This window comes from Actinomadura sp. 9N215 (assembly GCF_044326345.1).
GTDB lineage: Bacteria > Actinomycetota > Actinomycetes > Streptosporangiales > Streptosporangiaceae > Spirillospora.
In genome coordinates, this window is sequence record NZ_JBIRBA010000006.1 from 340,544 (window position 1) to 364,346 (window position 23,803).

The window sequence follows — 23,803 nt, forward strand, 5'->3', positions numbered from 1 at the left end:
ATCCGCAAGGCGGCACGGCGCGCTGAATTCCCCGTCCCGCCGCGCGATACTGGCCGCATGACACCCCCCGGCGGCCACCCCAGGCAGGAGCGTCCGACCGACTTCTTCATCAGCTACTCGCCCGCGGACGAGCGGTGGGCGTCCTGGATCGCCTGGCAGCTGGAGGCCGCCGGGCACCGGACGATGATGCAGGCGTGGGACTTCGTGCCCGGCACCAACTTCATCGACTTCATGGACCGGGGCCTGTCGGAGGCCAAGGCCGTGGTCGCGGTGCTGTCGAGCAACTACCTGCGGTCCAGGTACGGGCGGCTGGAGTGGATGGCGGCGCTGCGGGCCGACCCGGACGACCCGGCCCGCAAGCTGGTCACCGTCCGCATCGAGGACTGCCCGATCGACGGGCTGCTGTCCACGATCACCTACGTCGACCTGGTCGGGATCGACGACCCCGACGAGGCGCGCGGGCTGCTGATGCGGCGCATCGAGGAGGCGCTCGCCGGCCACGCGCGGCCCCAGAACGGCCCAGGCTTCCCAGGCCCGGGCCCGGCCCTCCCCGAGTCCCGGCCGCCGCTTCCAGGCCGTCTGGAGGCGGCTGACGGCCCCGGAGGCCATCCGGGAGGGGACGCCGACGGTCCCGGCGAGGGGGAGGCCCGGCCGGATCCGGCCGGGGAGCGGCCCGCCAGGCGGGCGCCCGCGGCCGCGCCGGCGTTCCCCGCGGCGGACGGCGGCGGTGACGAGCCACGCGAGCACCTCACCGTCCTGCACGTCTCGGGACCCCGGTTCGGCCGGACGCTCGCCGAGCCCGGCGAACCCACCACGGCCACCGAATTGCAGGACCGCATCTGGAGCGACGTCACGCGGCTGGCCGACTCCGGTGTGCCGCAGCCCGAACTTCTCGTCGTCACCGGCAACATCACCCATTCGGGCAGCCGCAAGGAGTTCGCCGAGGCGCTGTCGTTCCTGACGAGCCTGCGCGCGTTGCTGGGCCTGGAGGCGCAGCGGGTCGTGGTCGTCCCCGGCACCCACGACGTGACCCGCGCCGCGTGCCAGGCGTACTTCTCCAGCTGCGAGGCCGACGACATCGAGCCGCAGCCGCCGTACTGGCCGAAATGGCGGCACTACGCGGGGCTGTTCAAGGAGTTCTACCAGGGCATCGACGCGCTCATCTTCGACAGCGCGCAGCCGTGGACGCTGTTCCCCGTCCCCGATCTGCGGGTCGTCGTCGCCGGTCTCAATTCGACGCTGCCGCAGACCCACCGCGAGGCCGACCGGTACGGACACGTCGGACGGGCGCAGGCCGCCTGGTTCAACGAGCGCCTCCGCGAGTTCGAAGGCGAAGGATGGCTCCGCCTAGGGGCGATCGAACACACCCCCATCTCCGGTGAGCCGGGGGCGCTCCGCGACCCCGAAACCGTCGAGATGCTGCTCGGCGGCCACATCAACCTGTTCTTCCAGGGGGCGGAGTCGGAATTCGGCGCCATTCCCCTGCTCGGCAACGGCGTGCCTTCCGTCCCAGCGCTCGGGCCGGGACGGCACCAGATCGTCGTCATGCGGCGCGACGGCCTGGACCGGTGGATCCCCGAGGACGCCGAACGGCGCGGCCCGGAGCGGCTGGAAGTGCCGTGGTCGAGCGTCCAGGGAACGTTCCCGCCGCCGGTGGCGGAGACCCCGCCGGCCCCGCCCGCCCCAGAGCTCGGCCCCAGGACGGACGGCGTCGTCGACCCAGTGCCCGACCCCACGGCGCGGCTCCTCGACCGGCTGACGGAGGCGTGCGAGACGCGGTTCGAGCGCGCGACCATCCGGCGCATCGTCCCGCCGCCGGGCGAGGACGGCCACGCCGACCCGCCGCACCTCCTGCTGACCCACCTGGAGGACGGGTTCGTCCGGCAGTACCGCATCGGCGCCCACACGTGGGTCAGGTGACCGAGGCGGACGTGGACGCGTTCGTCCGCCACGTGCACGCCGACGGGACCGACCACGGGTCCGAGCTGGTGTACCTGGGGCCCGCACCGGCGCGCTCCCTGCGCGACGACGCTCTGCGGCGCGGCATCCGGGTCCGCAGCCTCACCGAGTTCCAGGGCCTCGTCGACCTGTCGGAGTACGTGACCGCCCAGACGGGACGGCTCTCCGCGGGCGGCCTGTATCCACCGCCCCTGTACGTCCCGCAGCGCTACCGGGAACTCGACCGCCTCCGCGGCGAAACCGGCTCCGGTGAGGCAAGCGGTTCGGCCACGGACGTCCGCGAGGACGTCGTCGGCGAGATGCTGCGCCTGCTGGCCGCCGACCACGGCCGGTTCCTGCTGCTGCTCGGCGACTTCGGCCGCGGCAAGACGTTCGCCTTGCGGGAGCTGGCCCGCCGCATCCCCGAGGAGCTCCCGCACGTCATCCCGATCCTGATCGAGCTGCGGGCGCTGGACAAGGCGCACTCGGTGGACGGTCTCGTCGCCGCGCACCTGGCCAACCACGGTGAAGAGCTGATCGACCTCAAGGCGTTCCACTACATGCTCCGCCAGGGGCGCATCGTCCTGCTCTTCGACGGCTTCGACGAGCTGGTCACGCGGATGACCTACGACAAGGCCGCCGACCACCTCGACACGCTGCTGCAGGCCGCCCAGGACAAGGCCAAGATCGTGGTGGCGAGCCGCACGCAGCACTTCAAGTCGCAGGCGCAGGTGCTGACGGCGCTGGGCGAGAAGGTCGGCGTCCTGCCGCACCGCCGCGTCCTCGGGCTGGAGGAGTTCGCGCCCCCGCAGGTCCGCTCGTACCTGGTGAACCGCTACGGGGACGAGGACGTCGCCGAGGCGCGGCTGACGCTGCTGTCCGGCATCGAGGAACTGCTGGCGCTGACGTCCAACCCGCGGATGCTGTCGTTCATCGCCGACCTGCCCGAGGAGCGGCTCCGCGCGGTCGCGCAGGCGCGCCGGGCCGTCAGCCCGGCCGACCTGTACCACGAGATCCTGTCGTCGTGGCTGGCGTACGAGGCCGACCGGGTCGGCGGCGTGGGCGGCCCGTCCGGGCTGAAGGCCGACGACATGTGGCGCGCCGTGGGGACGCTGGCGCTGCGCCTGTGGGAGGGCAACGAGCAGTTCCTGCGCCTCGCCGAGCTCACCGACGTCGGGGACGCGCTCACCGGCCTCGCCGGAGGGCGCATGTCGCCGCACCAGGTGACGCACGCGGTCGGCGCCGGAAGCCTGCTGATCCGCACGGACGAGGGCCTTTTCGGGTTCATCCACACGTCGGTCATGGAGTGGCTGGTCGCGCGGCACATCGCGGACGAGTTCGCCAAGGGCGCGGCGCCGTCCGCGCTGGGCCGCCGCGCGCTGACCCAGCTGACCGTCGACTTCCTCTGCGACCTCGCCGACACCCGCGCGTGCCAGGAGTGGGCGGCCGGGGTGCTCGCCGACCCTGAGGCCGACGACCTGGCCCGCGCCAACGCGATCCGCATCACGACCCGGCTGCGCACACCGGCGCGCACCGATCTGCGCGGCGCGCGCCTGCAGGGCGAGGACCTGTCCTACCGCGACCTACAGGAAGTGGACCTCACCGGTGCCGACCTCACCGACGCGCAGCTCGTCGGCGCGAACCTGTCGCGCGCCGTCCTGCGGGACGCGTCCCTGGCCGGGGCGCGCCTAGACGAGGCCAAGCTGACCGGCGCCGACCTGCGCGGCGCGGACCTGTCCCGCGCCCGCCTTGCCCGCGCCGACCTGCGGGACGTCTCCGTCGACGGCAGCCGCTGGACGCGCGCCGCCCTCGTCGACGCCGCGCTCCCCGACCGGATCGCCAACGCGCCCGAGTTGCGCGAGGCGGCGATCGCCCCCGGCCGCCCCATCGACCTGCAGGTCGCCCCGCCCGCGGTCGGCGTCCCGTACGGCTTCCACTTCCAGACCAGCCGCCTCCCCCACCCGCTCGCCTACAGTCCAGGCGGCTCCGTACTGGCGGTGGGCAGCGAGGACGGCGGCGTCCTCGTGTGCGACGCCGTCACTGGCACTCCCCTGCGCACGCTCCAAGGCCACACCGACCGCGCCTACGCGGTGGCGTTCGACTCCCCGGGCAACCTTCTGGCGAGCGGGTCCGCGGACGGCACCGTCCGCATCTGGGACCTCGCCACCGGCCACACCACCCACACCCTCACGGTCCACCCTGAAGGCGTGTGGCCGGTCGTCGTCGGCGGACGCTCCCCGTCGGGCGCCGACCTCGTCGCAGCGGGCGCCGCCGACGGGACCATCCGCATCTGGGACAGCGCGTCCGGCGCCCTCCTGCACGAGCTGCCCGGGCACACCGCACCCGTCTACACGGCAGTGTTCGACCCGGCGGGCTCCCTCATGGTCACCGGCGACATGGGCGGCACGCTACGCGTCTGGGACATCGCCACAGGCGCCCTGCAACGCGAACTGACCGGCCACCGCGGCGCCGTGTACCGGGCCGTGTTCCACCCGGACGGCTCCCTCCTCGCCGCCGGAGACCAGGAGGGAGCCGTCCGGCTCTGGGACATCCGCACCGGCGAGATCAGGCAGGAACTCCTCGGCCACACCGGCCGCGTCTACGCCATCGCCTTCCACCCGGACGGCGACATCCTCGTCACCGGCGACACCAACGCGTCCGTCCGCATCTGGGAGGACGGACGCCAGCGCACCACCCTGCAAGGCCACCGCGGCGCCATCTACCAGGCGGCGTTCAGCCCGGACGGCGGACGGCTCGCCACCGCCGACAACGCCGGCGCCGTCCGCCTGTGGGACCCGCTGACCGGCCGCCAGCGCCTCGAACTGGCCGGGCACCGCGGCGCCGTGTGGCCGTTCGCGTTCCGCCCGGACGGCGCCCAGCTCGCCACCAGCAGCAACGACGGGACGGCCCGCCTCTGGGACGCCGAGACCGGCCAGTGCCGCGTCGTCCTACGCGGGCACGGCCGCCGCGTCACCGGCGTCGCGTTCAGCCCGGACGGCGGCATGCTCGCCAGCAGCGGCAACGACGGCCTCGTCCGGCTCTGGGACCCCCGCACCGGGCGGATGATCCGCGAACTGCGCGGCGTCGCCGACAACCTCACCTCCGCCGCGTTCAACACCCGCGACTCCCAGCTCGCCACCGCCACCAACGACGGCGGCGTCCACCTGTGGCAGGCCGGGACCGGCACCTTCGAACGCGAGCTGAACGTGGAGACCGACCACGTGTGGGCACAGGCGTTCTCGCCCGCCGGCGACGTCCTCGCCACCGCGAACGACGACGACACCGTCCGCCTCTGGTACTGGACCACCGGCCGCGAGACCGTCAACCTCGCCGACCACCGGGGCCGCGTCCGCTCCATCGACTTCCAGCCGGGCGGCGCCCTGGTCGCCACAGGCTGCGACGACGGCCTCGTCCGCCTCTGGCATCCGCGCACCGGCGAACTCACCGCCGTCCTACGCGGCCACACCGACCGCGTCTACCGCGTGACCTTCTCACCGTCCGGTGAGACCCTCGCAAGCGCCAGCAACGACGGCACGGTCCGCCTCTGGGACCCGTCCAGCGGACACTCCCTGCACACCCTCACCGGCCACACCGGCCGCCTGTGGACGACGGCGTTCCACCCGTCCGGCACCCTGCTCGCCAGCGCCGGCGACGACATGGTCGTCCGCCTCTGGGACCCGTCCACCGGCGAGCCCGTCCACACCCTCACCGGCCACACCCGCCGCGTCTGGTCGGTCGCGTTCAGCCCGGACGGAGCCCACCTGGCCTCCGCCGGCGACGACGGTGCCATCATCCTCTGGGACGTGACCGACCCCAGCGCCCCCGCCCACCGCGCCACCCTCCTCGGCCTGGCCGAAGGATGGGCCGCCCTGGCCCCCGACGGCCGCTACAAATGGGAAGGCAACGCCACCGCGGAATTCTGGTACGCCGTGGGCATGTGCCGCTTCGAGCCCGGTGAACTGGACGCCTACCTACGCGAAGTCCACCAACTCCCCCTGGACGCCCCCTTCTGAGCCCGCCCCAACGCCATTCGCAATACCGCGTCAGGCGCGGCGGACGAGGGATTCCCAGAGGGCGTCGACCTGGGATTTCAGGTCGTCGAGGGTGCCGGAATTGTCGATGACGCGGGTGGCGACGGCGAGGCGGTCCTCACGGGACGCCTGGCTGGCCATGCGGGCGCGGGCGTCCTCCTCCGTCATGCCGCGCCGGGCGACCAGCCGGTCGAGCTGGACCTCTTCGGGGGCGTCCACGACCACGACCTCGTCGTACATCCCGGCCAGCCCGTTCTCCACCAGCAAGGGGACGTCGTAGACGACGACGGCCCCCGCGGGCGCGGCCTCCATCAGCTCCTTCGTCCGCTCCCCCACCAGCGGATGGACGATCGCGTTCAGCGCCGCGAGCCGGTCGGCGTCACCGAACACGATGCGGCCGACCTTCTCGCGGTCGAGGCCGCCGGACGGGAGCAGCACCTCCTCGCCGAACTCCGCGACGACGGCGGCGAGGCCCAGAGTCCCCGGCTCCACCACCTCGCGGGCGATCTTGTCGGCGTCGACGACGACGGCGCCGCGCTCGCGCAGCCGGGAAGACACCTCGCTCTTCCCCGATCCGATCCCGCCGGTGAGCCCCACTTTCAGCACAAACTCACCCTAGCCGTCGACCTTCCCGGCGGGGACGAGGGGCTTGCGCATGTGGACGAGCGTGAGGTGCGCGGCGACGCGTTCCCGGTGCGTCTCGGTGTAGCCGAGCCGCCGGTACAGGCGCAGGTTCGTCTCGCTGAGGTGCCCGGTGAACAGCACGCACGCGTCGGCGCGGCCGGTCACCTCGTCCTCCAGCGCGGCGAGGAGCCGTCCGCCGATGCCGCGGCCCTGCAGGTCGGGGACGACGACGAGCCGCCCGATCAGGCACGTGTGGTCGCTGAACTGGGCGCGGACGGCGCCGACGAGACGCCCGTCCAGCACGGCCTTCAGCACCACCGCGTCACCTGCGAGGACCTTCTGCAGCTGCTCGACCGACTCGACGAGCGGCGGGATGAACGGGTCGCCGTACAGCTGCGCCTCCGTGACGTAGGCGGCGCGCTGAACCGTCAGCACCTGCCCGGCGTCCTGCGGGACGGCCCGTTCGATCACGACCGCGGGTTCGCTCATGGCCGTCATGGGCTTGACCCTAGCGGCGGAACGCGCGCCGGGTACGCTCAGCGGCCGATCCGGACGGTCACCGCGACGGGATAGTGATCCGAGGCCCGGGAGACCGGCACGTCGTACTCGGTGACGAGCACGCCGTCCGACCCGAAGATCCAGTCGACACGGGCGCCGTCCGCCCTGGTCGGGGACGCGTCGTCGCCGATCGCGGCGCTGCGCAGGTCGGTGCCCTCCGTCATCGCGGCCAGTTCCGGACTGCCGGGCTCGGCGTTGAAGTCGCCGCCGATCAGCGTGCGGGGCGCGCCGCCCCAGGCCCGCAGCAGCGCCGCGATCGACCGGGACCGCTCGCCGGCCTTGCCGTCGCCGCCCTCCAGGTGCGTCGACCACACGTCCATCGTGGTGCCGCCGACGCCGAGCCGCGCCCACACGTAGCCGCGGATCTGCGACCAGTCGCCGCGCGGCATGCGGCCCGTCCCGGAGCTGCGCACCGGCAGCGAGGTGAGGATCGCGTTGCCGAACTGCCCGTCGGCGGCGGGCCCCCAGATCAGCCTCATGCCGAGGCGCCGCGACAGCCACACGCCGACGTCGGCGGTGCCGGACAGCAGCGACCCGCGCCCGGCCTCCTGCAGCAGGACGACCTGGGCGCGCTGCCCCTCGATCACGCGCGCGACGCCCTCCGGGTCGAGCCGCCCCGACTGGTCGACCGCGTCGTGGATGTTGTAGCTGAGCACCCGCACCGTCCCGGGGACGGGTGCGGCCTGCGCCGTCCCGTCCGGCGCGGCGACGGTGAACACCGCCGTCCCGGCGAGCAGGCCGAGCGCGGCGCCGCCGGCGGTGAGGGCGCGCAGCGGGGCGCGGGCGGGCAGCGGACCGCCGCGCGCGGCGGCGATCGCGGCGAGCGCGCCGAGCAGGATCCCGGCGAGGCCGGGCAGCAGGTTGTTCGGGAACGGCAGCGGCGACACGGCGCTGACCTGGTACGGGACGAGGACGACGACGATGAGCAGCCCGCCGAGCGCGGCGCCCGCGTCGATCCGCCACACCGGCCCGCCGGTCCCGGCACGGCGCAGCGGCGCCCGGCACGCCACCGCCAGCAGCCACGCCGACAGCACCTGCCCGAGGATCACGATCGGCACGACCTCGATGCCGGAGACGGCGTACGTCCCGGCGACGGCGCCCGCGCCGACCCCGAGGACGGTGCCGCCGAGCACGCACACCCCGCCCGGCACGGCCCGCACGGCGAGCCCGGACGCGAGGAACGCCAGCGCGAGCCCCTGTCCGGCGACGATCACGACGTGCGCGGCGGTCAGCGACCGCCAGCCCGACGACGCCACGAACGCGGGGCTGGACAGCACGAGGACCTGCAGCGCCAGGAACGGTCCGAACGCGGCGGCGCCGAGCGCGTCCCGCCAGGAGATCCCGGGCGCGGCGACCGGCCCGGACGACAGCTCCCGGTACAGCGCGGCCACGCCGAGGCCGACGAACGCCAGGCACGCCAGCCACGGCCCGACGCCGGACCGCCACACCGGGTCCCAGGTGGCGAAGCACATCCGCACGGCCGTGTCGATCGACAGCCCGGCGACGGTGGCGGTGGCGAACCCGACGCCGGACAGGCCGCGGGCGCCCTCGTACAGCGCCGCGACGGCGATCATGCCGATCGCGGTGCCGGCGAACGCCAGCCAGGTGCGCGGGTCGACGGCCTGCGCGAGCAGCCGGACGGCGAGGAGCCCGCCGACACCGGCGATCAGCAGGCCGCGCGGGCCTGCGGCGCGGCGGATCAGCGGCGCGGCGAACCCGGCGAGGTACACGGCGAGGACGCCGCCGGCGGCGACCCCGGTCCCGGCCTCGTCGGCGAACCGGTCGAGCTGGGGCAGCGAGAACCGCAGCGTCTGCGCGAGCACCGCGACGGTCACCGCGATCAGCGCGAGCCGCGCGGGACCCTGCGGGACGATCGACGGCCCTGCGGAGCCGTCGGTTCGCGTGCCTACGTCTGTACTGGCCAATTGAACGTGTGCTCCCGGGGGACGAGCGGACCGCACGGGACGGGCGGACCCGCAGAACGAGGGCGAGGCTACCGAACCCGGCGCAGCGGAGCACGGCCGGAGCCCGATCCCGCAGGATCGTTCTCCGGCCGTGGTCGGTATGTCACCGGCCGCCGCACGGGGCCGTGGTCACGGACGTCACCGTGTCACGGCCCCGTCGCGACGAAGCGCACCTAGGGGCGGTTCAGTACCCCGTCCGGGGCGCGAGCCCCAGACATCCGGCAAGAACCGCCGGGTCGGTCACTGGCCGCCGGACAGCTTCTCCCGCAGCGCGGCGAGGGCCTCGTCGGTGGCGAGCGCGCCACCGCCGGACTCGCTCTCCCCGCCGCCGGAGTAGGACGTCTCGCCGCCGCCGCCGGCGGCGGCACCGCCGCCTCCGCCGCCGGAGCCCGCGGGCTCGGCGCCGGCCTCGGCCTCGGCCTTGCGGGCCTCCTCGATCTGCCGGCGGTGCGCGTCGAAGCGGGACCGGGCCTCGGCGTACTGCCGCTCCCAGGTCTCGCGCTGCTCGTCGAAGCCGTCCAGCCACTCGCCGGTCTCGGCGTCGAAGCCCTCGGGGTACTTGTAGTTCCCCTGGTCGTCGTACTCGGCGGGCATGCCGTACAGCGTCGGGTCGAAGTCCTCTTCCTCGACTCCGGCCGCGCCCTCGTTGGCCTGCTTGAGCGACAGGCTGATCCGGCGCCGGTCGAGGTCGATGTCGATGATCTTCACGAAGATCTCGTCGCCGACCTGGACGACCTGCTCGGGGATCTCCACGTGCCGCTCGGCCAGCTCGGAGATGTGCACCAGGCCCTCGATGCCCTCCTCGACGCGGACGAACGCGCCGAACGGCACCAGCTTGGTGACGCGTCCGGGCACGACCTGCCCGATCTGGTGAGTGCGGGCGAACTGCTGCCACGGGTCTTCCTGCGTCGCCTTGAGCGACAGCGAGACCCGCTCGCGCTCCATGTCGACGTCCAGGACCTCGACCGTGACCTCCTGGCCGACCTCGACCACCTCGGAGGGGTGGTCGATGTGCTTCCAGGACAGCTCGGAGACGTGCACGAGGCCGTCCACGCCGCCGAGGTCGACGAACGCGCCGAAGTTGACGATGGACGACACGACGCCCTTGCGGACCTGGCCCTTCTGCAGGGTGTTGAGGAAGGTCTGGCGGACCTCGCTCTGCGTCTGCTCCAGCCAGGCGCGGCGGGACAGGACCACGTTGTTGCGGTTCTTGTCCAGCTCGATGATCTTGGCTTCGAGCTCGCGGCCGACGTACGGCTGCAGGTCGCGCACCCGGCGCATCTCGACCAGCGAGGCGGGCAGGAAGCCGCGCAGCCCGATGTCGAGGATGAGCCCGCCCTTGACGACCTCGATGACGGTCCCGGTGACGATGCCGTCCTCGTCCTTGATCTTCTCGATCGTGCCCCAGGCGCGCTCGTACTGGGCGCGCTTCTTGGACAGGATCAGCCGGCCCTCCTTGTCCTCCTTCTGGAGGACGAGGGCTTCGACGTGATCGCCGACGGACACGACGTCGTTCGGGTCGACGTCGTGCTTGATGGACAGCTCGCGCGAGGGGATGACGCCCTCGGTCTTGTAGCCGATGTCGAGGAGGACCTCGTCACGATCGACCTTGACGACAGTGCCTTCGACAATGTCGCCGTCGTTGAAGTACTTGATGGTCTCATCGATCGCGGCGAGGAAGGCTTCCTCTGACCCGATGTCGTTGACCGCTACCTGCGGGGTGGTCGAGGTGGCCTCGGTGCTGCTCGTCATGTGTCGGCTGGCTCCGGTACGGACATGGAAGTCGTATGGGTTATGCGCGGAGGGCCGTTATCCGCCCTGCCGAAGACCGGAATGGGACGTGGTCGCTGCCGCGTCATAGAACCGAACCGTTGTCGCCGACCTGACCGAGCGCGAGCCTGCTCCGTCCGAAGCGCGCGCAGGCCCACAGCGCAGCGATCAGGATATGGGACCAATCTCGCGTGGTCAATCCGGTCGGGCGCGCGTCGTTCAGTAGGTTCGCGCCCGCGCCCGGTACTCCTTGGCCAGCCGGTCCTCGGCCGGCTTCGGAAACGTCACGGTGTTCGGGTCTCCGTCAGATATGTACCGCTCATCAGGGTTTTTGTCCAGATATTCGAGCCACGCGGTGGAGCAGTACCTGGTGCAGTCGTTCTCTTTGATCTTGCCTTCGGAGCGCACGCGGTCGATGTTCCACCGGTCGAACTCCTCGTCGAACGGCGACGTCGACGGCCGCCACCCGGCGAGGAAGATCCCCTGGAAGGAGTAGCGCCCGCCGTCCTCGCGCGCCCACTTCTCCTTGCGCGGCACCGACCCGAACGGATACGCGAGCGTCGCCGTGTGGGCCCCGGTCATCTGGACGATCCGGTCCTCCATCCCGCCGATCTCGTCGTGCACCTTCTTCTCGGACATACCCGCCAGGTTGGGGTGCGTCATCGTGTGGTTGCCGAGCTCGAACCCGTTCTGCAGCAGCCACTTCAGCCCCGCCGCGGCCGGGCCGTCCTCCATCCCGAACAGCTCCTTGTTCAGGAAGAACGTCGCCGTCGGCCGGAACCCGGGATTCTCCCGGGCGACCTGCTGGATGATCGCGACCGCGGTGTCCGGTTGCGGCCTGCCGTACGCGTCGAGCGTGAAATGACCGGGCGTGCTGTCGTCGAACGTCAGCACCACCGGGTGCTTGCCCGCCGGGACGTTGAACCGTCCGCCGGCGAACTCGCCCGCCGTGACCGGGCAGTACCCGCCCTTGGCGAGCCGGGTCAGCTCGTCGTACAGCTCCTTCGCCGAACGGTCCAGCGACATCTCGGGCTTCTTCACGATCCGGTGGTACATCAGCACCGGGACCTGGCCCAGCTCGTTCGCCTTGACGGCCGCCGCCCCGGGCGCGGCCGCCGGAATCGGCCCGGTCGGGGTCGCGGACGCCGACGGCGACCCGGATCCGCCCGGCACCGGACTGGCACCCGGTTTGCGGGCGCTGGCGGCGTCGGCCGTCCCGGCCGAGCCCGCGACCCGCTCGGCCACGTTCTCCTTCTCCCGCCCCCGCCGGTCACCCGGGAGCGTCAGCCCCAGGATCACCGCGCAGACGATCACAACTCCAGCGATCTTGTGAAGCAGAGGCACGCTACCCCCCGCCGGTCGACCGGAACAGGACCCGTTGGACAGAGTAGGCCCCCCGGGACATCTACGGACACCCGCTCGCATACCCCCAAGATCCCCACGCAGCCCCCGCCCCCGCCCCGGATCCCGCCAAGCCGCTTTTACCCAGGAAAAGAGACGCCGCCCGACAGGATCGTCGTGTCACAAAGAGCATCCAAGCCCCCGCCAATCACCACACAACCCCCAGCCACCACTACACGCAGCCCCCAGCCACCTTCCGCACAACCCCCAGCCACCTTCTACACAACCCCCCAGCCACCTTGAGCACAGACATCAGCCACCCTCTGCGCAGACCTCAGCAACCTTGAGCACAGACCTCCGCGGCCTTCCGCACAGACCTCCGCGGCCTTCCGCACAGGCCTCCGCGGCCGTGTGCGCAGGCCTCCGCGGCCGTGTGCGCAGGCCTCCGCGGCCGTGTGCGCAGGCCTCCGCGGCCTTGTGCGCGGACCTCAGCCGTCACCGCAACCCCGCGACAACCGAAACCGCCGCGATCGCGACCGAAGGCAGGTTTTCGAGCGAAGCAAGAAACCTGATCGCGCAGCGAGCCGCCAGGCGAGCCGGAGCGATGCAGCGATCGCACCGTATTTCTCGACGATGGAGGGCCCCCAGGGCCCGAAGGAGGAGAGAAATACAATTAATGCGCCGCGTCCTGCCAGGTTTGGCCGGTGCCCATGGAGACGCTGAGGGGGGCGCGGAGGTCGTAGGCGCCGGCCATCTCGGCGCTGACCAGGGTCTTGAGCTCGTCGAGCTCGCCGGGGGCCACCTCGAAGACCAGTTCGTCGTGGACCTGGAGGAGCATCCGGGACGTGAGGCCGGCGGCGCGGAGGGCGCGGTCGACGTTGAGGCTGGCGACCTTGATGATGTCGGCGGCGGAGCCCTGGATGGGGGCGTTGAGGGCCATGCGCTCGGCCATCTCGCGGCGCTGCCGGTTGTCGGAGTTGAGGTCGGGCAGGTAGCGGCGGCGGCCGAGGATGGTCTCGGTGTAGCCGTCCTGCCGGGCCTTGGCGACGATGTCGCGGAGGTAGTCGCGGACGCCGCCGAACTGCTCGAAGTACTCCTCCATGAGGCCGCGGGCCTCGTCCGGGGAGATCCGGAGCTGCTGGGACAGGCCGTAGGCGGACAGGCCGTAGGCGAGGCCGTAGTTCATGGCCTTGATGCGGGCGCGCAGCTCGGAGTCGATCTGCTCGGGCGGCAGGCCGAACACGCGGGACGCGGTGATCGTGTGGAAGTCGGCGCCGGAGCCGAACGCTTCGAGGAGGGCCGCGTCCTCGGAGAGGTGCGCCATGATGCGCAGCTCGATCTGCGAGTAGTCGGCGGTGAGGAGGGACTCGTAGTCGCCTGAGACGACGAACGCCTCGCGGATCTGGCGGCCCTCGGCGGTGCGGATGGGGATGTTCTGCAGGTTCGGGTCGGTCGACGACAGCCGTCCGGTGGCGGCGATCATCTGGTTGAACGTGGTGTGGATGCGCCCGGCGTCGTCGGCCATCGGGATGAGGGAGTCGACGATGCTCTTGAGCTTGGCGACCTCGCGCCAGCGGAGGATGTGGTCTAGGACGGGGTGCGGCTCCTTCTCCTGGAGGTTGGTGAGGGCCTCGGAGTCGGTGGTGTAGCCCGTCTTGGTGCGCTTGGTCTTGGGCAGGTTCAGCTCGTCGAACAGGACCTGCTGCACCTGCTTCGGCGACCCGAGGTTGAACTCGTGGCCGACGGCGCCGTGGGCGGCCTGCTCCTGCTCCTTGACCTGGCCGCCGAGGGACGCGGACAGCCCGGCGAGGTGGTCGGTGTCGACGGCGATCCCGGCGCGTTCCATGTCCGCGAGGACGCCGACGAGCGGCAGCTCCACCTCGTGCAGGAGGCGGGTGGCGCCGCGCTTGTCGAGGTCCTTGTCGAGGACGTCGGCCAGTTCGGTGACGGCGCGCGCGCGGACGGCGAGCGCCTCGGCGGCCTCCTCCTCGCCGGAGCCGTCGAGGGTGAGCTGCCCGGTGTCCTCGGTCTCGCTGCGCAGCTCGCGGTGCAGGTAACGCAGGGCGAGGTCGGCGAGGTCGAACGTCCGCTGGCCGGGGAGCGCGAGGTACGCGGCGAGCGCGGTGTCGCTGGTGACGCCGTCGAGCGTGATGCCGCGCGCGGCGAGCGCGAGCATCGGGCCCTTGGCCTCGTGGATCGCCTTGGGGCGCTTGGCGTCGGCGAGGTAGGCGGCGAGGGCGCGCTCGTCGTCCTCGATCAGCTCGGCCGGGTCGAGGTGGACGGCCGGGCCCTTCTTGGACGCCAGCGCCAGCGCGGTGATCTCGCCAGTGCCGCGGCCCCAGGCGCCGGCGACGGCGATGCCGAGGCGGTCGCCGGAGTTGGCGTCCAGCCAGGCGGCGAGCGCGCCGGGCTCCAGCGCGTCCACCTGGACGTCGAAGCCCTCGTCGGCCTCCGGCTCGGCGGCGGAGATCGTGGAGTACAGGCGCTCGCGCAGGACGCGGAACTGCAGCGAGTCGAACAGGGTGTGGATCTCCTCGCGGTCCCACTGGCCCATGGTCAGCTGCGGCGGCGTTAGCTCAAGGCCGACCTCGGTGTCGAGCTTGTTGATCTGGTGGTTGCGCAGGACCCCGGCCAGGTGCTCGCGCAGGCTGTCGCCGGCCTTGCCCTTGATCTCGTCGACGCGGTCGACGAGGGTGTCGAGGTCGCCGTACTTGGCGAGCCACTTCGCGGCGGTCTTCGGGCCGACGCCTGGGACGCCGGGCAGGTTGTCGCTGCTCTCCCCGACCAGCGCGGCCAGTTCCCGGTACCGGACGGGCGGGACGCCGTAGCGGGTCTCGACGGCGGCCGGGTCCATCCGGGAGAGCTCGGAGACGCCGCGGACCGGGTACAGGATCGTGACGTCGTCGTTGACGAGCTGGAACGCGTCCCGGTCGCCGGTGACGATGAGGGTCTCCATGCCGGCGTTCACGGCCTGGACGGACAGGGTGGCGATGATGTCGTCCGCCTCGAACCCGGCGACGGACATGCGCGGGATGCGCAGCGCGTCCAGCACCTCGAAGATCAGGCTGACCTGGCTGCGGAACTCGTCCGGGGTCTTCTGCCGGCCGGCCTTGTACTCGACGTACTGCTCGTGCCGGAACGTCGGCTCGGACCGGTCGAACGCCACGGCGATGTGGCTCGGCTGCTCGTCGCGCAGGACGTTGATGAGCATCGAGGTGAAGCCGTACACGGCGTTGGTCGGCTGCCCGTCGGTCGTGGAGAAGTTCTCCACCGGCAACGCGAAGAACGCCCGGTAGGCCAGGGAATGCCCGTCGAGCAGGAGAAGCCGGTCACGCTTGTCAGGGGTCGCTGCTTTCGTCGCCACACCAGGACTCTAGTCTGCGTCAACGACAGTTTCGCGGAGGCCCGGAGACCCGAGCGAGGATCTTCGGGGCTCCTCCCCCGGGGGCTGAGGGTCGCCCCCAGGAAAGGCAGGGTCTGGTGGCTGGTACGGGGGGCGTGAGCCCGCGGGATGTCGGCGCGGAGAGCCCCTTGGGGGGCGCGTCCGGCGCCGCCGGTGCGCACGGTGCGCACGATGCGTCCGGTGCGCACGGCGATCTGGCGAAGGCGATGGGCGTCGAGTTCCTGGAGGCGTCGGCGGAGCGTGTCGTGGGGCGGATGCCCGTCAAGGGCAACACGCAGCCGTACGGGCTGCTGCACGGCGGCGCGTCCTGCGTCCTGGCCGAGTCGCTCGGCTCCATCGGCGCGGCGCTGCACGCGGGGGCGGGCCGCATCGCCGTCGGCATCGAGATCAACGCCACCCACCACCGGTCGGCGACCGACGGGCACGTGACCGGCGTGGCGACCCGCACGCACGGCGGCCGGACGCTCGCCACCTACGAGATCGTGATCGCCGACGAGGACGGCCGGCGGGTCTGCACCGCCCGCCTCACCTGCATGCTCCGGGACGCACCGGAGGCGTGATCTCGTTTCCGCGTCGGGTCGCACTTCCTTTGCGATGCGCGGCCCGGGGTCTGTAGCGTGGATCGGAACGGCCCGGGATCACCGAGTAGACAACGTACGCGCCCGGGGAAGGTTCGTACGGCCCCAAAGGTGATCCCGGGTCAATGCATGCCCGGGCCCGGGCGATCGGCGCGGCGACACCGGTGTACGCCCATCACTGGTTGCGGTTGCGTTGCGATACGCGCCGGGCCGTTCACGCGGGCCCGTGATCGGCCGTACGTTCCGGGCATGCGCATTCGTCCACGAGCCCTCCTCGCGGGCGCCTCGATCGCGCTCGCCGCCGCCGCGCTCCCGGGCTGCTCCGGTTCCGAACAGGCCGGGGCCGGTAAGTCCGAGGCCAGACCCGACTACCACATCCCGGCGGAGAAGGCCCGCGAGGGCGAGTCCGTCCCCGAGGGCAAGAGCGGACGCAGCGCCGACATGCTGTTCACCGTCATCGGCTTCCGCGAGGGCATGACCGAGGTCATGGGCACCCATGCCGCGATGGACTCCCAGGGCACGTTCACCCGCGTCCGGGTCCTGGCCGTCAACGGCGGCCGCGACATCCAGGTCTTCGACACCTGGCGGCAGCGCCTCGTCACCACCGACGGCAGGACCCACTCCCCCGACGTCAACGCCACCATGATCAAGCGGCAGCCGGAGCGGCTTTCCGTCGGCGCGTCCATGCGCGTCGAGTTCGATCTCTGGTTCGACGTGCCGCGCGGCGCGAAGACCAGGGCCGTCCGGCTCTACGGCTCCCCGATGGTCGGCGCCGTCAGCGACCCCGCACCCGCCGAGATCAAGCTCCCCTGACCTCCGGGGCCCCTGACGCCTGGCTCGGGCCGCGTCCAGGTCCCCTCAGGCGTCCTCCAGGCGCGTCAGGACGCCCCGACGCGCCGCGCCCGCCCCCACCCCGGCGAACCGGGACCGGACGGGCGCGAACCGCGATCTGAGAGCCGCTACCGGGCCGTCCCCTCTTCGGGGCCGTCGCCGGGCTCCGCGGACGTGCCAGGCGCGGCCGACGTGCCAGGCTCCGCCGGCGAGACGGCCTCCGCGGACTGGACACCCGACGCCGCGGTCAGGTCGTCGCCCGACGCACCGCCCAGATACGCCGCGCGGACCTGCGGATCGTCGAGCAGCTCGCCCGCCGGCGCCGACTTCACGACCCGGCCCGTCTCCAGCACGTACGCGCGGTGCGCGATCTGCAGCGCCTGCTGGGCGTTCTGCTCCACCAGCAGCACCGTGGTGCCCCGCCGGTTGATCTCCACGATGATCGAGAAGATCTGCTGCACCAGCATCGGCGCGAGGCCCATGGACGGCTCGTCCAGCAGCAGCACCTTCGGCTTGGCCATCAGCGCCCGCCCGATCGCGAGCATCTGCTGCTCGCCCCCGGACAACGTGCCGCCCGCCTGCGTCCGGCGCTCGGCCAGCCGCGGGAACAGCTCGTGCACCTCCGCCAGTTCCTTGGACGCGTCGTCCTTGCGGGCGTAGGCGCCCATCAGGAGGTTCTCCTCCACCGTCATGCCGGGGAAGATGCCGCGCCCCTCCGGCGCCTGCCCGATGCCGACCAGCACCCGCTTGTGCCCGGGCATCCGGCTGATGTCGCGGCCGTCGAAGCGGACCGCGCCGGCCGACAGGCTCCGCAGACCCGAGACCGCCTTCAGCGTCGTCGTCTTCCCGGCGCCGTTCGCGCCGATCAGCGTCACGATCTCGCCCTCGCCGACGGACACCGAGATGCCCTTCAACGCCGCGATCTTCCCGTAGTGGACGTGGATGTCGTCGATCTCAAGAAGCATCGGCCGGAGCCCCCAGATACGCCTCGATGACCCGCGGGTCGTTCTGCACGTCGGCCGGGAGGCCGTCGGCGATCTTCTGCCCGAAGTCCAGCACCGCGATCCGGTCGCTGATCCCCATCACCAGGCTCATGTCGTGCTCGATGAGCAGCACCGTCACGCCGGTGTCGCGGATCCTGCGGACCAGGTCCTGCAGCGCCTCCTTCTCCGCCGGGTTCATGCCGGCCGCGGGCTCGTCGAGCAGCAGCAGCTTCGGCCCGGTCGCCAGCGCCCGCGCGATCTCCAGGCGCCGCTGGTCGCCGTACGGCAGGTTCTTCGCCGCCTCCTCGCCGCGGTGCGGGATGCCGACCAGCTCCAGCAGCTCGCGGGCCCGCACCCGGCCCCGGCGCTCCTCCCGGCGATGCCAGGGCAGCCCGAGCGCGGCGCCGGCGAACCCGGTCCGATGGTGCGCGTCGGCGCCGACGAGGACGTTCTCGATCGCCGTCATGTTGTGGAACAGCCGGACGTTCTGGAACGTCCGCGCCACGCCCAGCTTCGTGACGACGTACCGCTTCTTGCCGTCGATGCGCTTCCCGCGGAACACCACCCGCCCCTCGGACGGCCGGTACACGCCGGTGGTGACGTTGAACACCGTCGTCTTCCCGGCGCCGTTCGGGCCGATCAGCGCGAAGATCTCGCCCTCGCGGATCGTGATGTCCACCTTGTTGAGCGCGACCACGCCGCCGAACCGCATGACGACGTCCCGCAGCTCAAGGACGGGCGCGGCGTCCTTCGTCCCGCTCACTTGCCCTCCTCCAGGATCTCCACCGGCCCGGAGCCGGGCTTGTCCGGCGTGGCCACCTCGGCTCCCATACTGCCCATGCCGCCGGTGCCCTCCGCCAGCTCGGCCTTCCGCTGGCGCGACGGCCACAGCCCCTCCGGACGGAAGATCATCATGGCCACCAGCGCCGCGCCGAAGATCAGCATCCGGTAGTCCTTCAGCTCCCGGAACCGCTCGGGCAGCCAGGCCAGCAACGCGGCTCCCAGGATCACGCCGGGAAGGTTGCCCGAACCGCCCAGCACCACACCGGCCAGGATCAGCGCCGACACGAGGAACTCGAAGTTCAGCGGGGTGATCGACGTCTGCTGCGAGGCGTACACGACGCCGCCGCTGCCGCCGATCGCGGCGCCGATCGCGAACGCCGCCAGCTTGAACTTGAACGTCGGCACGCCCATCAGCTCGGCCGCGTCCTCGTCCTCGCGGATCGACGCCCACGCGCGGCCCACCCGCGACCGCTCCAGCCGCTTCACGAAGACGATCGCGACGACGATGAACAGCAGCAGCAGGTAGTAGTACGGACGCGAGTCCAGCAGCCCGTACTTCAGCGGCTGCACACCCATGATCTCGAATTCCGACAGGGTCGGCGGGTGCGGGATGCCCTGCACGCCGCGGGGGCCGTTCACGTAGTCGCTGTTGTTCGCCGTGATCTTGACGATCTCGCCGAAGCCGAGCGTGACGATCGCCAGATAGTCGCCGCGCAGCCGCAGCGTCGGCGCGCCCAGGAGCAGGCCGGCCAGGGCCGAGAAAAGGATCGCGATCCCCAGCGACTCCCAGAACGTCCAGTCGTACTTGGTCGCCAGGATGGCCATGGTGTACGCGCCGACCGCGTAGAACGCCACGTACCCGAGGTCGAGCAGGCCGGCCATGCCGACCACCACGTTCAGGCCGATCGCCAGCAGCACGTAGATCGCGATCTGGGTGCTCAGCATCGACGGCCAGTCGGTGCCGCTCGGCGCCATGAACGAGCCGATCGACTGGCTCGGCAGCGCCAGCGCGCCGATGATCAGCAGGCCGTACACCAGCCAGCGGACCAGGCCCGGAGCGCCCGCCCAGGCATTGCGGAGCGGATCGAGGGAGACCAGGTCGCGGAGGTCGCCGAGGCGGGACGGGCCGCCCTTTCCGTTCTTCGAGAGGTTCATGCGCGCGCCTGCTGGAGGGACTCACCGAGAATGCCGGTGGGACGGAACATCAGGACAAGAATCAGCAAGACGAAGGCGACGACGTCGCTCCACTTCGCGCCGAAGAAGCTCCCCCCGTACACCTCCAGCAGCCCCAGCAGGAAGCCGCCAGCGAGCGCGCCGCGGATGTTGCCGATGCCGCCGAGCACCGCCGCGGTGAACGCCTTGATGCCGAGCAGGAACCCGACGAAGTAGTTCGTGGTCTCCAGCCGCAGGAAGTACAGCGCCGCGGCGACGCCCGCCATGATGCCGCCGACGAGGAACGTCATCGTCACCACCCGGTCGATGTTGACCCCCATCAGGACCGCGGTCTGCGGATCCTGCGCGGTGGAGCGGATGCCGCGGCCGAGCTTCGTCCGGTTCACGAACTGGTCCAGCGCGACCATCATCAGCACCGCGCCGACGAAGATGATCATCTGATCGTTGCGGATCACGATCGGACCCACGTCCACCAGGTTCGTCAGCGACTTGAAATGCTCGTTGACGTCGAGCTTCCCGCCCTCCTTCGAGGTGCCGAAGACCCGGTGGATCACCACCGTGCCCATCAGCTGCTGGATGAAGATCGACGCGCCGATCGCGGAGATCAGCGCCGCGAGCCGCGAGGCCCCCTTCTTCCGGAGCGGACGGTAGGCGGTCACCTCCAGCAGCATCGCGCCGCCGCCCGTCACCGCGCCGGCGACGACGGCCATCAGTACCACGACGCCGATCAGCGTGAAGCCGCCCACGTCGGAGACGCCGAGCGTCCGCGCGGTCCACAGCGCGGCGAACGTACCGACCATGAAGATGTCGGCATGCGCGAAATTGATGAGCCGGAGAACGCCGTAGACCATCGTGTAGCCGAGCGCCAGCAGCGCGTAGATCGCGCCCAGCGCCAGCCCGTCGATGGTCGACGGCCAGAATTCGTTGATGAAGTCGTCGAGCACCTTCGGTCGCCTTCGTCAAAAGGAGCGGGAGCGCTGTAGCGCTCCCGCTCCCGCGCCATCAGGGGCCCCCGGAAACGGGGGGCTGTCTCTTTTCGGGCGTGGTGACGCCTACGAGACCTTCGCTTCGTTGCTGTTGCCGAGCAGCGGCAGCTTGTTGCCCTGCACCTCGTAGATGAAGATGTCCTGCGCCGCGAGCTCGCCCTTGTCGTCGAACTTGATCGGCTTTCCGACGCCCGGGAAGCTCACGGTCTTCAGGAAGCTGTTGATGTCCTCCGGCTTGGTCTTGCCGGCCTTGACGGCCTCGATGAAAGCGGTCGCCGCGTCAAAGCCCTCGGACGAGTAGATGGCGACGTCGGCCTTGAACTTCGTCTTGTAGTCGGTCGCGAACTTCTTGGCCTTCTCGTTCGTCTTGCCCTCGGCGTCGATCAGGCATCCGCAGCTGAGCAGCGCCTTCTGCGCGTTCTTCTCTCCCGCGCCCTCGATCAGACCGGTGGCGAGCGAGCCGTCGCCCGACATCATCTTGCCCTGGTAGCCCTTTTCGCGGAGCTGCTTGAAAAGCCGTCCCGCCACCGCGTAGTAGCCGCCGAAGTAGACCGCGTCCGGCTTGTACCCGACGATCTTGTTGACGGTGGACGAGTAGTCCGCCGCCTTGGGGTTCACCGTGTCCGACTGGGTCTGCGCGCCCTTCGCGGCGGTCGACTTGGCGATGGCGTCGGCGAGGCCCTTGCCGTACGCCTCGTTGTCGGACACCGTGAAGACCTTCTTCACCTTCACCGAGTTCGTCAGGAAGGTCGCGGCGCCCTCGCTCTGCACGGCGTCGTCGGCGACGACGCGGTGCCAGTACTTCCAGGTCTTCTCGGCGAGGGTGACGCTCGTCGCCGACGGCGAGACGCTCGGGATCTTCGCCTCTTCCAGGATCGGCCCCACGCTCTCGGACTCGCCGGAGAAGGCCGGCCCGATCAACCCCGCGATCTTGTCGCTCTTCACCGCGCCCTGCGCCAGCGGCGTCGCCTGCTCCGCCTTGCCCTGGCTGTCATAGGTCTTCATCTTGATCTTGACCTTGGGGTTCGTGGCGTTGTACTGCTCGAACGCCAGCTCCGCCCCCTGCTTCGGCGGGATCACCAGACCCGAGTTCTCCCCGGTCAGGTCTCCCATGAACCCGATCGTGATCTCGTCGCCGCCGCCGCCGCTACCGCCATCGTCGTCGCCACCACAGGCCACGGCGCTGAGCGCGAGCGCCGCGCTCACCACCACCGCGCCGGTGATCCTCATCTTGTTGCGCCGCAAGGTGCCCAACCTTTCCATCCGGATCCGGGAGAGGATCGGGTACGAGTCGTGCCCCGACGCCGACCCTCGGATGGAGAAATCGGTCACTCGGGGACCAGGTATGTCGTACACCGTGGACCCACCCAAGAGCAGGACCCCCGGATAGAAGGGTTACTCGTTCGTTACGCCCCCGTGCTCATCCGATACCCTCTATTGCCAGGGACGATTACACTGCGTGACCATGTGGGCCCAGTCCGGAACCTCGGCAATGGACCTTGACAACGTGCGGGATGACAGCGGGGGCGACGGGCAGTCAACCCGCGGCGGACTCGTCCGGCCCCCGCATCCCGCCGCCGTCCGCTCCCGCACGCCCCGAAGTGCCGGTCTCCGGCTCACCCGTGGACCCCGGCTCACCCGTGGACCCCGTCGCGTCCGTGGACCCCGTCGCGTCCGTGGAACCGGTCGCGCCGGTCGGGCCCGTGGAGCCCGCGTCCGTGGAGCCCGCGTCCGTGGAGCCCGCGTCGGCGGCGCCGGTCGGGCCTGCGGAGCCCGTCGCGCCCGCCACGACCGCCTCCGCGACGGCCCGCATCGTCAGGCGCCGGTCCATGGACGTCTTCTGGATCCACCGGAACGCGTCCGGCTCGGACCATCCGTGGGCCTGCTGCAGCAGCCCCTTCGCGCGATCGACCACCTTCCGGGTCTCCAGCCGCTCCTGCAGGCCCGCGACCTCCGCCTCCAGCGCCCGCATCTCGCTGTACCGGCTGACCGCCATCTCGATCGCCGGCGCGAGGTCGGTCTTGGAGAACGGCTTGACGAGGTAGGCCATCGCCCCCGCGTCCGTGGCCCGCTGGACGAGCTCGCGCTGCGAGAACGCGGTCAGGATCACCACCGGCGCGATCCGCTCGGCCGAGATCCGCTCCGCGGCCGAGATCCCGTCCAGCACCGGCATCTTGACGTCGAGGATCACCAGGTCGGGCGTCAGGTCCACGGCCAGCCGGACGGCCGTCTCGCCGTCCCCGGCCTCCCCGACGACCTCGTAGCCGTCCTCCTGAAGCATCTCCTTCAGGTCCAGCCTGATCAGGGCCTCGTCTTCCGCGATCACAACTCGCCGAGCGCTCTCCACACGCACGACCCTACCGAAACCCGCTACCCTGTCCTGAGTCACCCCTGCCAGGGCGCAGCATAGCCGATACAATCTAAATGTCCGCTTTATCAGGACATAAGCCCCGATATCCCAATTGGCAGAGGATATGGTCTCAAACACCATCAAGTGTGGGTTCGAATCCCACTCGGGGCACTTCTGAAATTCTCCTCCGCTATGACGCCTTTGCGCCGATGACGGCGCCGCCCGTCCTCCCGTCGGTGCGCGGGCGAGATCCCGGCGGCACGGACGACGTATCCCCACCGATCCCCAGAGCCATGACGCCCGCATCAAGCGCGGCGTAAGGCGGAGGCGCGGCCGGACGAGCTCGCGGGTGCGCAGTATTGAGGCTCGCCGACGACGGCGGGCGCGCGTTTCCAGAGCGACGTGTAAATGAGATCGCTTGGTGATCCGTTGAGGTCGGACGTCGCCGCCGTGGGGCGGGAGAAGCGCCGGGCACCGCGCGGGGTGCGGT

16 protein-coding genes, 1 tRNA gene and 1 pseudogene are annotated in these 23,803 nt (G+C 71.2%); 5 read left to right on the forward strand and 13 right to left on the reverse strand.

The window, feature by feature from the left end:
- Positions 1-57 precede the first annotated feature (57 nt).
- Together ACH34T_RS13550 and ACH34T_RS13555 are read left to right on the forward strand one after the other, a co-directional pair.
- Positions 58-1,920, forward strand: coding sequence for a TIR domain-containing protein (locus tag ACH34T_RS13550; RefSeq protein WP_395992418.1), 1,863 nt, complete (start codon positions 58-60; stop codon positions 1,918-1,920).
- Positions 1,917-5,951, forward strand: coding sequence for a pentapeptide repeat-containing protein (locus ACH34T_RS13555; RefSeq protein WP_395992419.1), 4,035 nt, complete (start codon positions 1,917-1,919; stop codon positions 5,949-5,951). The genes ACH34T_RS13550 and ACH34T_RS13555 overlap by 4 nt, the downstream gene beginning before the upstream one ends.
- Positions 5,952-5,981: 30 nt before the next feature.
- Here ACH34T_RS13555 and coaE read toward each other — a convergent pair whose 3' ends face one another.
- The 6 genes from coaE to polA all read right to left on the reverse strand — a co-directional run bounded on the left by coaE (position 5,982) and on the right by polA (position 15,590).
- Entirely contained in the window at positions 5,982-6,575 is a 594-nt protein-coding gene (coaE, locus tag ACH34T_RS13560; protein ID WP_395992420.1) for a dephospho-CoA kinase, read from the reverse strand.
- Between the two features lie 9 nt (positions 6,576-6,584).
- Positions 6,585-7,091 carry a GNAT family N-acetyltransferase gene (locus ACH34T_RS13565; protein WP_395992421.1) on the reverse strand — a complete coding sequence of 169 codons (507 nt, stop codon included), beginning with the start codon at positions 7,089-7,091 and terminating at the stop codon, positions 6,585-6,587.
- Between the two features lie 38 nt (positions 7,092-7,129).
- Positions 7,130-9,076, reverse strand: coding sequence for an endonuclease/exonuclease/phosphatase family protein (locus tag ACH34T_RS13570; RefSeq protein WP_395992422.1), 1,947 nt, complete (start codon positions 9,074-9,076; stop codon positions 7,130-7,132).
- 279 nt (positions 9,077-9,355) lie between these two features.
- Positions 9,356-10,867, reverse strand: coding sequence for a 30S ribosomal protein S1 (gene rpsA, locus ACH34T_RS13575; protein WP_395992423.1), 1,512 nt, complete (start codon positions 10,865-10,867; stop codon positions 9,356-9,358).
- 237 nt (positions 10,868-11,104) lie between these two features.
- Positions 11,105-12,229 carry a polysaccharide deacetylase family protein gene (locus tag ACH34T_RS13580; RefSeq protein ID WP_395992424.1) on the reverse strand — a complete coding sequence of 375 codons (1,125 nt, stop codon included), beginning with the start codon at positions 12,227-12,229 and terminating at the stop codon, positions 11,105-11,107.
- 670 nt (positions 12,230-12,899) lie between these two features.
- Positions 12,900-15,590, reverse strand: a complete 2,691-nt coding sequence (gene polA, locus ACH34T_RS13585) for a DNA polymerase I (RefSeq protein ID WP_395992425.1) — start codon at positions 15,588-15,590, stop codon at positions 12,900-12,902.
- 233 nt (positions 15,591-15,823) lie between these two features.
- Between polA and ACH34T_RS13590 the strand changes: the two genes are divergently transcribed.
- A complete protein-coding gene (locus ACH34T_RS13590; protein ID WP_395992443.1) occupies positions 15,824-16,189 on the forward strand; it encodes a PaaI family thioesterase in 366 nt (121 codons plus the stop codon).
- Between the two features lie 267 nt (positions 16,190-16,456).
- Positions 16,457-17,020, forward strand: a complete 564-nt coding sequence (locus ACH34T_RS13595) for a DUF4352 domain-containing protein (RefSeq protein ID WP_395992426.1) — start codon at positions 16,457-16,459, stop codon at positions 17,018-17,020.
- Between the two features lie 146 nt (positions 17,021-17,166).
- Here ACH34T_RS13595 and ACH34T_RS13600 read toward each other — a convergent pair whose 3' ends face one another.
- From ACH34T_RS13600 to ACH34T_RS13625, 6 genes and pseudogenes are all read right to left on the reverse strand, one after another.
- A complete protein-coding gene (locus tag ACH34T_RS13600; RefSeq protein WP_395992427.1) occupies positions 17,167-18,003 on the reverse strand; it encodes an ABC transporter ATP-binding protein in 837 nt (278 codons plus the stop codon).
- Positions 17,993-18,733 carry an ABC transporter ATP-binding protein gene (locus tag ACH34T_RS13605; protein WP_395992444.1) on the reverse strand — a complete coding sequence of 247 codons (741 nt, stop codon included), beginning with the start codon at positions 18,731-18,733 and terminating at the stop codon, positions 17,993-17,995. Before ACH34T_RS13605 ends, ACH34T_RS13600 begins: the two co-directional genes overlap by 11 nt.
- A 47-nt stretch (positions 18,734-18,780) precedes the next feature.
- The gene (locus tag ACH34T_RS13610) at positions 18,781-19,959 is read right to left on the reverse strand and encodes a branched-chain amino acid ABC transporter permease (protein ID WP_395992428.1); all 1,179 of its coding nucleotides are present in this window, start codon (positions 19,957-19,959) and stop codon (positions 18,781-18,783) included.
- Positions 19,956-20,921 (reverse strand): branched-chain amino acid ABC transporter permease, encoded by a 966-nt coding sequence (locus ACH34T_RS13615; RefSeq protein WP_395992429.1) that lies wholly within the window; start codon positions 20,919-20,921, stop codon positions 19,956-19,958. Before ACH34T_RS13615 ends, ACH34T_RS13610 begins: the two co-directional genes overlap by 4 nt.
- Positions 20,922-21,029: 108 nt before the next feature.
- Entirely contained in the window at positions 21,030-22,208 is a 1,179-nt protein-coding gene (locus ACH34T_RS13620) for a branched-chain amino acid ABC transporter substrate-binding protein (RefSeq protein WP_395992430.1), read from the reverse strand.
- Between the two features lie 541 nt (positions 22,209-22,749).
- Positions 22,750-23,289: pseudogene (locus tag ACH34T_RS13625) on the reverse strand (ANTAR domain-containing response regulator); the annotation flags it as partial.
- A 121-nt stretch (positions 23,290-23,410) separates the two neighbouring features.
- On the opposite strand from ACH34T_RS13625, the gene ACH34T_RS13630 reads away from it, so the two are divergent.
- A tRNA-Leu gene (locus ACH34T_RS13630) sits at positions 23,411-23,484 on the forward strand.
- Positions 23,485-23,618: 134 nt separating this feature from the next.
- Here ACH34T_RS13630 and ACH34T_RS13635 read toward each other — a convergent pair.
- Positions 23,619-23,803, reverse strand: a 185-nt coding sequence (locus ACH34T_RS13635; RefSeq protein WP_395992431.1) for a hypothetical protein, incomplete at its 5' end; no start/stop codon positions are given.

Bases quoted from the DNA above. Each gene is read 5' to 3' on its own strand.
- ACH34T_RS13550 (WP_395992418.1), top strand. From the start codon at position 58: ATGACACCCCCCGGCGGCCACCCCAGGCAGGAGCGTCCGACCGACTTC.
- ACH34T_RS13565 (WP_395992421.1), bottom strand. From the start codon at position 7,091: ATGACGGCCATGAGCGAACCCGCGGTCGTGATCGAACGGGCCGTCCCG.
- rpsA (WP_395992423.1), bottom strand. From the start codon at position 10,867: ATGACGAGCAGCACCGAGGCCACCTCGACCACCCCGCAGGTAGCGGTC.
- ACH34T_RS13595 (WP_395992426.1), top strand. From the start codon at position 16,457: ATGCGCATTCGTCCACGAGCCCTCCTCGCGGGCGCCTCGATCGCGCTC.
- ACH34T_RS13600 (WP_395992427.1), bottom strand. From the start codon at position 18,003: ATGCTTCTTGAGATCGACGACATCCACGTCCACTACGGGAAGATCGCG.
- ACH34T_RS13605 (WP_395992444.1), bottom strand. From the start codon at position 18,733: ATGCGGTTCGGCGGCGTGGTCGCGCTCAACAAGGTGGACATCACGATC.
- ACH34T_RS13610 (WP_395992428.1), bottom strand. From the start codon at position 19,959: ATGAACCTCTCGAAGAACGGAAAGGGCGGCCCGTCCCGCCTCGGCGAC.